The organism is Hansschlegelia zhihuaiae (assembly GCF_004103825.1).
In the GTDB taxonomy this organism is placed as follows: domain Bacteria; phylum Pseudomonadota; class Alphaproteobacteria; order Rhizobiales; family Methylopilaceae; genus Methylopila; species Methylopila zhihuaiae.
In genome coordinates, this window is the sequence record NZ_RYFI01000013.1 from 1 (window position 1) to 9,471 (window position 9,471).

Consider the following 9,471-nt stretch of genomic DNA (forward strand, 5'->3'; position numbering starts at 1 on the left):
TTCATGAGATCCGTCGTCGACTGCAAAGTGCGCAGATTCGAACGGACGGCGGAGTTGAGGGTGATGTCGGCCATGACGGCGCTCCTGTCCTAGGAGGTGTGTTCACGCCCCTTCCTGAGGCGCCCGAGGACAGTCCCGCCGCCGCCGCTAAACGCGGGTTAACGCCGGAGCCGGGTTCCGCGGCCGGCCCGACAAACGAATTTCATGGTTAAGTCCTGGCTAACGGTCTCAGGCGAGGGCCAGCATGAAGCCGGCGGCGGCCAGAACGCAGGCGATCGTCCGCATGTGGTTCCACCAGGTCCAGTCCCTGAGGTAGCGGCGCCAGAGCGCCTCGATCGCCGGCCCGTCCGCCGACGCGGCCTTGAGCTCTTCGTTGAGCGGCACGTTGCGCGCCATGGTCACGCCGACGCAGCCGGCGACGTACACGACGGCCGCAACGGTCGCGACCGCGGCCTTGTCCGCGGGCAAAGCGAGCGCCGAGATCGCCGACCCCAGGCCGATGAGCGCGGTTCCGAAGAACAGGACGAAGAACAGCGGGTTGAGGACGACGACATTGATCGTCTGCATGGCCGCCGCCGCCTCGCGCGTCGGCCTTTGGCCGAGCGCCGGCATCACGAGGCCGGAGAAGGCGTAGAAGAAGCCGCCCATGAGCCCGGCGCCGAGCGCGCTCGCGAATGCCAGGACTTCAGCCAGCGTCGCCATCGCGTCCCCGTTCGCCATCCTCCGGACGCCCCGTGGACCGCGGTCGGGTCCGGGAGATGGTCGAGCATACACCCGACCATCTCCCGATTCATGCCCGGATCACTTGCCCTGCAGTATGTCGAACAGGTCGGTGTGGTCCGTGGTGCCGAGGATGGCGGAGGCGCCGGGGCCCTTGGCCCAGATCGGAACGACCGCGCCGGTGTGCTGCTGGCTCGGCGGCGTCGCGACCGGGCCAGGCCCGCCGGCGGTGCCGTAGGTCACCCGCATGACCTGACCGTCCTTGGTGATCAGATTGTCCGAGTAGCCGGTCGGGTTGCCGGTTCCTGAACTGTCCTCGGCGACGATCTGGCTGGTGTGGGAATGGTCGGCGGTGACGATGATCAGCGTGTCCGGGTTCTCTTCCTGGAACTTGAGCGCGACGCCGATCGCGCGGTCGAACGCGACGGTCTCGCCGATCTGGCCGCAGGCGTTCGCCGCATGGTCCTGCTTGTCGATCGAGGCGCCCTCGACCTGCAGGAAGAAGCCGCGCTTGCCCTGCAGCAGTTCGATCGCCTTCTCGGTCATGAGCTGGAGCGACGGCTCGTTGTTCGGACGGTGGCCGGTCTCGCACTCATGCGCCTTGACGCCGTCGCCGGGGATCGCCTGCGGGCCGGTCCACTCGGTCGTCATGTTGCTGGCGTTGAACAGGCCGAGAACCGGCATGTCGGACGCCTTCAGACGCTCGAGCTGGCCCTTGGAGCCGATGACCTTGTAGCCCTGACGCTCCGCGGACTGCACGACTGTCTTGCCGTCGTCGACGCCGCCCGCGATCGCGCCGCCGGCGTCGTCGAAGCGGCCCTTGCCGCCGCCAAGCACGACATCGACCTTGTGATCGACGGTCTGTTCGGCGATCGAGCCGAGGCCGCCCTTGGCCTTCGTCTCAGTCGGGCACAGGCCCATGTCCTTCGGGGCCTGGCAGCCGCGGATGCTGATCTTGGCGTTCAGGACGGCCGGCGTGGCGTCGGTGATCTCGGCCGTGGAGACGTTGCCGACCCGCTTGCCCTTCGCCTGGAAGACTTCGAGGACCGTCCGGAGGTTCTTGCCGGGGACGTCGATCGCCGAGCTCGGGCCCTGCGAGATGCGCTCGTCGATCGTCTTCTTGCCGGTCGCCCACATGGTGCCGGTCGACGCCGAGTCCGGCGCGTAGTCGACTTCGTAATTCGGGCCTTCGCCCGGCTTGAGCGACCAGGTGGTCTGGTAGCCGGTGGAGCCAAGCTTGTCGAAGTTCATCCGACCCCTGGCGCCGTACTGATAGTAGCGGGCCGCAGTGACCTCCGAGACGCCCATGCCGTCGCCGATGAAGAGGATCACGTTCTTCGCGGCGCCCGCCTTGGCATCGGCCTGATCATCCGCTTGGGCGATCTGCGTCCCGAGCCCGAAAAGCAGCGCCGCGGCCGAGGCCGCAAGCAATTGACCTTTTTTCATAGGTCATTCTCCGAGGAAAAAGTTGCGCGATGGTCCAAGACGGCCGTGCCGCCCTTGAAGCAACGCCCTGCTATGATCTGTTCACAAACGTGAGATGACAGAATCGCTCTAAAAGTCGGCCGGAAGATCTCGCGCCGCGTTCGACGGCCGCAAAGCAGCGAAGCCTGCGTGAGCGCAATATGAGGTCGGCGCGCAGGCAAGTCCTGCGCCGAACAAGCGCGAAAGAACGATTTCATCTTTGAGACGAGGATCAGGCGATCCGATCCTCATCCCCGCTGCATACGTGCGAGTAGGGCCCGCGCAAGGACGTCCGCGGCGGCGCGTGGGGACGCGGCAGAAGAAGTTCGGGAGTCCGAACTCCGCGCCTTAGAGGAAGTTGACGAGCGTGAGCTGGCTCAGATTGGCGGTGACCTGATAGCTCGCCTGCAACTGGGTCTGCAGCGCGAGGATCTTCAGCGAGACCTCTTCCTTAGATACGTCCTCGACGCCCGAAACGGCGGTCTGCGCCATGTCCTTCGCGATCGCGTGCCGCTTGCCGGCCGCCGTGATCGTCGACGCGGCGGAGGCGAAGTCGACCGCCATGGTCTGGAGGTCGGTCGCGGTCTCGCTCGCGCCGAGCCTCTCGATCGTGCGGCCCGCGAGCGCCGAGTAGCGCGCCTTGCCGTCCGCGTCGCCGGTCGAAAACGTCATGGCGGAGAACACCGCGAGGTTCTGGATCACGCGGCGCGGGCCGTCCTCGTTGGCGCGCGCGCCATACGCGACCCCGACGCCTTCGTCGACGGTCGCGGCCGCGGTCTTGCGCGGATCGTCCGAGCCGGTCTCGCCGACATACCAGGACACGGTCCTGGCCGCCGTTCCGGTGGATGTGAGCCCGGTCGCCGACTGAAGCGCCGCGACGCGGTCGGCGTCGGTCGCGTAGACGCCGTCGAAGCCCGCCACGCGGGCCGGCTCGGCGCCCGGGGCGACATTGAAGAACTCCTCGCCGGCCTGCATGGCCGAGGCCGCCACGAGATCTGTCGAGGCCCGCGTCTTGAGCGCCGCGTCGAAGCTCGTCCGCATGTTCTCCGCGGTCTCGGCCGCGGTCGCGCCGAGCCGGAATTCGCCTTCGCCGAGCGCGGACGTGTCGGCCGGGTCCTTTACGGTCAGCGTCACGGTCTCGGTCGATCCGTCGGGCAGGGTGAGCCCGACGCGGATTTGCTCGCCGGCTTGCGGCTGGCCCGTGAGGCCGAGCGTGATCCCGGGCGGCGAGCCCGCAGGCCCGCTCGCGACCGCGTTGGTCATTTCGGAGGAGAGCGAGGAGATCTTGAAGCCGAACGGCCCCGACGCCTCCTCCGAGACCGTGAAGCTCGAGCCCGAGAGCGCCGAGACGTCGAGCCGGCCGCGCCCGTCGGCGCCGAGATCGGCGAGCTTGCGCTCCGAGATGACGGTTCGGAGACCCGCCTTGGCGCCGTCGTCCGACAGCATCGCGTCGGCCGAGATGACCGGCTTCACGTCGGTCGAGCGGCCGGAGAACAGGTGACGCCCGCCGACCTCGAGATTGAGCGCCGAGATCGCCTCCTGGAGATCGACGGACGCCTGGCTCTGGGCGATCGTCACCGAGCCGCTGGTCAGCGTGTACTCGTTCGGGTCGGTCAGCTTGTACTCGGCGGCGATGTCGTCGAGCCGGGTGATCGTGGTCGCCATCAGGTTGATGCGCGGCGTCACCGTCGAGGCCGTCGCCCCGAAGGAAGAGATGGCCGATAGCCGGCTCCGCATCGCGAGCGAGGAGCTCGCGCCGGCACCGAGCCCGGCATAGGACTGCGAAACCTTGCCGGTCGAAAGCTGGACGAGGAGGTCGTCGAGCTGGCCGCGGCTTTCCGTGAGCGCGCGCGTCAGGCTCGGCCGTCCGACCCCGCTCGCCGCATAAGGACCGATCGAGCTCATCTTCCGAAACCTCAGACCGCGTTCATCAGCATGTCGATCATCTCCTTGACCGCGGTGATGACGCGGGCGTTCGCGCCATAGGCGGTCTGGAGCTGGATCAGGCGGCTCATCTCCTCGTCGACATTGACGCCGGACTCGGTGGAGAGCCGGTCCTGCAGCGACGAGACGACGAGCGACTGGCCTTCCGCGACGCGGGTCGCGGTCGCGCTCGCCCGGGCCTGGGCCGAGATCGCGGCCTGCGCGAAATCGACCAGCGAGCCGCTGAAGGGCTGCGAGGCGCCGCCGATCCCGGTGTCGGCCGAAAAGCTCCGATCGGATTTGAGCGCCTCGCTCAGGAAGGTCGCGCGGGACGCGTCGCCCGCCGCCGCGCCGGTCGCGTAGACCGAGAGGGCGGACGGGTCGTCCAGAAGCGCCGGATTGACCGTGATGCGGCCCGCGAAGCCGATCCGCTGGCCGCGCCCGTCGAGGCTGCCGGAATAGACCCCGCCCCCCGAGCCGTCGACGAACACGGGCAGCGCGAGCCCGTCGCCGGAAAGCGCGGCGGCGGTGAGCCGGGACTGCCCGCCGGTGATCGTCAGGCCGGCCGCCCCGGACGTGAACGCGAAGCCGTCCGCCGAGGTCGCGACGTCGATCGCGACACCGCGCGCCGCGAGCGCCGCGTCGAGATCGGCCGCTGCGGTCGGCGACGAGAAGTCGACGCCGATCACCATGTCGTCCGGATCGGCCGTGACGCTGTCGTCGAGCGGCAGCCGGGACGGGTCGCCGACATTGACCACGGTGACCGAGCGCGCCCCGGCGCCGGACTGATAGCTCACCGTCAGCCGGTCGCCCGAAGCGGCGCCGGCGGTCGTGAGGTCGACGCCGCCCGCGATGGCGGCGCCGTCCTCGACCTTGGTTCCGAGCGCCTGGGCGAGGTTCGCGGCGAGTTCGTCGAGCTGGGTCTGGGCCTGCGGCAGCGTCTTGTCGCGCAAATCGGCGAGCGCGCGCAGGCTCCCCGAGCGCAGCTGGCCCGAGGCGAGCAGGTCGAAGGACTGCCCGGACGGCCGCGTCAGCGTGATCCCGCTGAGCCCGGCCCCGTAGGCGTCCTCCGGTCCGACCGATCCGGCGGCCGTGAAGCTGAGCGTCGAGGCCGCCCCGTCATAGAGCGAGAGACCCGACGACGTCTTGACGCGGATCTCGCCCGACGCGCCGACGTCCTCGACCCGGACGTCGACCAGCGAGGCGAGCGTGTCGATCGCCACGTCCCGCAGGTCCAGGAGGTCGGCGGTCGGCTGGCCGCGATTCTTGGCGCCGACGATCTGCCTGGTCAGGTCCTCGATCGACTTGAGCGCGTCGTTGGCCGCCGTGACGCCCTCGGCGATCTGCTGGTCGGCCTGCCCGCGAAGATCCTGGACGTCGCGCGAGGCGGCGTTCAGCGTCTGGGCGAGCGTCTGCGCCTGCGCCAGGACCTCGGCGCGGGCGCCGCCGCTCTCGGGCGACGTCGCGAGCGCGTCGAGCGACGCCGAGAACTTCGAGACCGACGTGTCGAGCGACAGTTCCCCGTCGGGCGTGCCGAAGATCGTCTGGACCCGGTCCAGATAGTCCGCGCGCGCCTGCGCGAAGGCCGCGCCGGCGGCCTCCGAACGGAGCGTGCGCTGCAGATAGAGGTCGAGCTCGCGACGGATGTCGTCGGTCCGCACGCCGATGGTGACGCCGCCCGAGACGACCTGTTCGACGCTAAGCGTCTTCTTGACGTAGCCCGGCGTCTGCGCGTTCGCGACATTGGCCGCGACCAGGTCGAGCCCGGCTTGGCTGGTCTTGAGACCCGACAGGGCGGCGCCGAGCGCCGACGACAAACCCATTTACGCCGCCCTCCGGCTCCTGACCCGCCTCAGCGGATCATGTTGAGCGCGTCCTGCATCATCGAGTCGGAGGTCGAGACCACCCGCGTGTTGGCCGAATAAGCCTGCTGGGTCACGATCATCTTCGTGAACTCGTCCGCGATGTCGACGTTCGACTGCTCGATCGCCTGGCCCATGATCTCGGCGTTGGCGTCCTCGAGCGGCTGGCCGGAGGCGATCGTCGCGGCGTAGGCGCCGCCGTCGACCGGAGCCAGGCGGTTCTCGGCGTAGAAGCTCACCACCGGGATGCGGTAGAGCGGCCGCGACTTGCCGTTCGAGTAGGTGGCGTTGACCAGCCCGCCATCGGCGATCTCGATGCTGGTGATCGAGCCCGAAGAGGCGCCGTCCTGCGTCAGCTGCTTCACCTCCGCCGAGCCGCTCGTGTCGGCGAACTGGGTCAGGGCCGTGCCGTGGTTGAGCGCGATGGCCCCGAGATTGGCGCCGTCGATCGTGAGATCGTTGAGCGTCACGATGCCGTTGGACGGCTTCGTCAGAAAGCCCTTGTCGTCGAATTCGTAATTCTGCTGTCCGCCGGTCGAGGAATCGGCGTCGACGCGGGTCCAGGCGACGTCGTCGGCGCCGGCTTCGTTGTTCGACATGTAGAACAGCGCCCAGCTGTCCTTGACGGCCGGGGTCGCCGAAGAGTCCTCGTTCGCGACCTTGCCCCAGCGGAACTGCACGTCGTGCGCGCCGCCCTTGACGTCGTAGACCGTGACGGCGTCGCCGCTGATCGTCGAGGCGAGGAACTCCTCCGACCGGGCGCCGGTGACGTCGCCGGTGATGTCCGGGTCGAGCAGCCACGACGTCGGGTCGCCGGCCTGGTAATTCGTGGTCTGGGGGACGCTCGCGAGGTTCGCGCGGTAGTCGATCGCGGTCGTCGCGGTTGCGGGCATGAAGTCCTTGGTGAGCTGGATCACCTCGTTGGTCGAGCCGACCGCGTTGCCGGTCGCCGGGTCGAGCTTGGCGCCCATCAGGAAGTATCCGGCGCCGTTCACCAGGTAGCCGTTCCGGTCGACCTCGAAGTCGCCGCGGCGGGTGTAGAGGTTGGCGCTGTCGAAGGTCGGCTTGCCGTCGATCTCGCCGGTCTGGTCCTGCACTAGGAAGAAGCCGGAGCCGCGGATGCCGATCGAGGTGGACGAGCTCGACGCCGCCAGCGTGCCCTGCACGTCGTTCGTCGAGCGCGAGAAGGCCTGCACCGAGCCCGCCACCTGGCGGCGGACATTCATGTCGCCGCCGAGCACGAGATCGGCGAAGGAGGTGTCGGTGCGCTTGTAGCCGACGGTCTGCGAGTTCGCGATGTTGCCCGAGATGTTCTCGAGCGCGAAGGATTGAGCCTGAAGTCCGCTGACCGCGGTCGTCAGCGCGCCGTAAATGCCCATTGCGGTCTCCCGATACGCGGATACGCGGCGCGGACTCGCCCGCGCGGTTTCCCCGCAGGAGCGTCGCAAGCGGCGGGCCACGAGTTGCATCGAGCGAATTCAATGGGTTGGACGGAGGACTGCCGGAGGCGAGGCCCGGCGTGTGTTGCCGGCCGGCAGGTTTTGCCGGGCCGGACGCAGCCTCCGGTCATGGAAGCGCCGTCATTTGTCGGTTGATCGCAAAGTGATCGATCGTGATTGGATTCACGCGATCCGGGCCATATCTGCGCCGCAGCGATTCAACATGGAGCGCCGCCATGCCGTTTCCGCTGACCGGACGAGCCGCCGCCATCGCCCTCGCCGCCGCGCTCGCCGCGGGCGCCGGCGCGAGCTTCGCCGTCGCGCAGTCCAAGGTCGGGCAATCCAAGAAGGCCTCGGAGGTCGTCGCGTCCGAGAAGCAGGCGTTCTCGGTCGAGACCGTGGCCGAGGGGCTCGAGCGGCCATGGGGCGTCGCCTTCCTGCCTGACGGCCGGATGCTCGTGACCGAGAAGGCGGGCCGGATGCGCATCGTGCTGCCCGACGGCAAGCTTTCGGCGCCCGTGACGGGACTTCCCAAGGTCGACGCCCGCGGGCAGGGCGGCCTGCTCGACGTCGCGGTCGCGCCGGACTTCGCTCAGACGAAGCTCGTCTATTTCACCTTCGCGGAAGCCGGGGAGGGCGGCGTGAACGGCACGGCGCTGGGGCGCGGCAGGCTCGCGGGCAACGCTCCTCGGCTCGACGACGTCGAGGTGATCTGGCGGCAGACGCCGAAGTACCAGTCCACCAAGCATTTCGGCTCGCGCATCGTGTTCGCGGGGGACGGCATGATGTTCGTCACCACCGGCGAGCGCTCCGACCGCGAGTTCCGCGTCAAGTCGCAGGCGCTGGACGAGACGCTCGGCAAGGTGGTGCGGCTGACCCGGGACGGCAGCCCGGCGGCCGGCAATCCGTTCGACGCCAAGGACGGCGCGAAGCCCGAGATCTGGTCCTATGGGCACCGCAACATCCAGGGCGCCGCCGTCAACCCGGCGGACGGCAAGCTCTGGACGGTCGAGCACGGCCCGCGCGGCGGCGACGAGCTGAACCGTCCCGAGGCCGGCCAGAACTACGGCTGGCCGGTCATCACCTACGGCAAGGAATATTCAGGCGCCGACATCGGCCCCTCCCAGAAGGAGGGCATGGAGCAGCCGGTGCATTACTGGGTCCCGTCGATCGGGACCTCGGGCCTCGCCTTCTATACCGGCGACGCCTATCCGGCCTGGAAGGGCTCGGCCTTCGTCGGCGGGCTCGCGATCCCGACGCTGGCCAGGCTCGAGCTCGACGGGACCAAGGTCACCCATGAGGAGCGGCTGCTCGAGGACTTCGGCGAGCGCATCCGCGACGTCCGTCAGGGCCCGGACGGCATGCTCTATCTGCTGACCGACAGCGAGGAAGGCCGCCTGCTCAGGCTGAAGCCGGAGAAAGCGCGGAGCTGACCGCTCAGCGCCTCGGGGAAAGTCCCGCGAGGCGTGCTGGACGAAGAGGATCGTTACGGTCTCCTCGCCGTCTCGGTCGCGTAGATGACGATGTAGGGCAGTCCCGGCACGATCTCCTCGAACGTGCCGGGCAGTCGGCCCGGCCGCCCTGTCGAGAAATCCGCAAGCCCGCGGATGGTCTTGTCGATGCGGTCGAGGACCCGTTCGGCGGCGGCGGGATTTTCGTCCGCGATCCATGCGAAAATGCGGTCGAGGTCGTCGCGCGCGACAGTCTCGATCCGGATGTCCCTCAAGCGGGCGTCCGGCGCCGCGCCGCGCGCGCGATGGTCTCCCGGAACTGCTTCTGGGCCTCTTCCCATGGAATGGTCTTGCCGGCCGCCGAATTGGCGCGCGCGGCTTCGATCTTCGCGATGAAGTCCGTCTCTTCTTCGAGGAACCGCCGGGCGGCGGTCTCCAAAAGCTCGTCGAGCGGCTGCCGATAGGTCTCGGACAGCGCCACGAGCTCCCTTAGGAGTTCGGGCGGAAGGGCAAGGGCCTTGGCGTCGACGGACATGCGCTCTCCTTCGCGCAGACCCTAGCACGCGGCCTCAAAAACCGTCAGCGGACCGCCGGGGAGCCGGCGGGCGCCCC

General features: G+C 68.8%; 8 protein-coding genes. 1 reads left to right on the top strand and 7 read right to left on the bottom strand.

The genetic code is table 11. The annotated features are described in order from the left end of the window. Positions 1–228: 228 nt before the first annotated feature. The 5 genes from EK403_RS13675 to EK403_RS13695 all read right to left on the bottom strand — a co-directional run bounded on the left by EK403_RS13675 (position 229) and on the right by EK403_RS13695 (position 7,348). Positions 229–720, bottom strand: a complete 492-nt coding sequence (locus tag EK403_RS13675; RefSeq protein WP_245479699.1) for an anthrone oxygenase family protein — start codon at positions 718–720, stop codon at positions 229–231. 81 nt (positions 721–801) lie between these two features. Then, positions 802–2,166, bottom strand: a complete 1,365-nt coding sequence (locus EK403_RS13680) for an alkaline phosphatase (protein WP_128778044.1) — start codon at positions 2,164–2,166, stop codon at positions 802–804. Positions 2,167–2,532: 366 nt separating this feature from the next. Continuing rightward, the gene (locus EK403_RS13685) at positions 2,533–4,089 is read right to left on the bottom strand and encodes a flagellin N-terminal helical domain-containing protein (protein WP_128778045.1); all 1,557 of its coding nucleotides are present in this window, start codon (positions 4,087–4,089) and stop codon (positions 2,533–2,535) included. Between the two features lie 11 nt (positions 4,090–4,100). Beyond that, positions 4,101–5,930, bottom strand: a complete 1,830-nt coding sequence (gene flgK, locus EK403_RS13690; RefSeq protein WP_128778046.1) for a flagellar hook-associated protein FlgK — start codon at positions 5,928–5,930, stop codon at positions 4,101–4,103. Between the two features lie 29 nt (positions 5,931–5,959). Then, complete coding sequence (locus tag EK403_RS13695) at positions 5,960–7,348, bottom strand: flagellar hook protein FlgE (RefSeq protein WP_128778047.1); 1,389 nt, start codon at positions 7,346–7,348, stop codon at positions 5,960–5,962. A 296-nt stretch (positions 7,349–7,644) separates the two neighbouring features. Between EK403_RS13695 and EK403_RS13700 the strand changes: the two genes are divergently transcribed. After that, the gene (locus tag EK403_RS13700) at positions 7,645–8,841 is read left to right on the top strand and encodes a PQQ-dependent sugar dehydrogenase (protein WP_128778048.1); all 1,197 of its coding nucleotides are present in this window, start codon (positions 7,645–7,647) and stop codon (positions 8,839–8,841) included. A gap of 53 nt (positions 8,842–8,894) precedes the next feature. Here EK403_RS13700 and EK403_RS13705 read toward each other — a convergent pair whose 3' ends face one another. Next, complete coding sequence (locus tag EK403_RS13705) at positions 8,895–9,134, bottom strand: type II toxin-antitoxin system RelE/ParE family toxin (RefSeq protein ID WP_245479700.1); 240 nt, start codon at positions 9,132–9,134, stop codon at positions 8,895–8,897. After that, entirely contained in the window at positions 9,131–9,394 is a 264-nt protein-coding gene (locus EK403_RS13710) for a hypothetical protein (RefSeq protein ID WP_128778049.1), read from the bottom strand. Before EK403_RS13710 ends, EK403_RS13705 begins: the two co-directional genes overlap by 4 nt. Positions 9,395–9,471: the final 77 nt, after the last annotated feature.

Bases quoted from the DNA above. Each gene is read 5' to 3' on its own strand.
- EK403_RS13675 (WP_245479699.1), bottom strand. From the start codon at position 720: ATGGCGAACGGGGACGCGATGGCGACGCTGGCTGAAGTCCTGGCATTC.
- EK403_RS13680 (WP_128778044.1), bottom strand. From the start codon at position 2,166: ATGAAAAAAGGTCAATTGCTTGCGGCCTCGGCCGCGGCGCTGCTTTTC.
- EK403_RS13685 (WP_128778045.1), bottom strand. From the start codon at position 4,089: ATGAGCTCGATCGGTCCTTATGCGGCGAGCGGGGTCGGACGGCCGAGC.
- flgK (WP_128778046.1), bottom strand. From the start codon at position 5,930: ATGGGTTTGTCGTCGGCGCTCGGCGCCGCCCTGTCGGGTCTCAAGACC.
- EK403_RS13695 (WP_128778047.1), bottom strand. From the start codon at position 7,348: ATGGGCATTTACGGCGCGCTGACGACCGCGGTCAGCGGACTTCAGGCT.
- EK403_RS13700 (WP_128778048.1), top strand. From the start codon at position 7,645: ATGCCGTTTCCGCTGACCGGACGAGCCGCCGCCATCGCCCTCGCCGCC.
- EK403_RS13710 (WP_128778049.1), bottom strand. From the start codon at position 9,394: ATGTCCGTCGACGCCAAGGCCCTTGCCCTTCCGCCCGAACTCCTAAGG.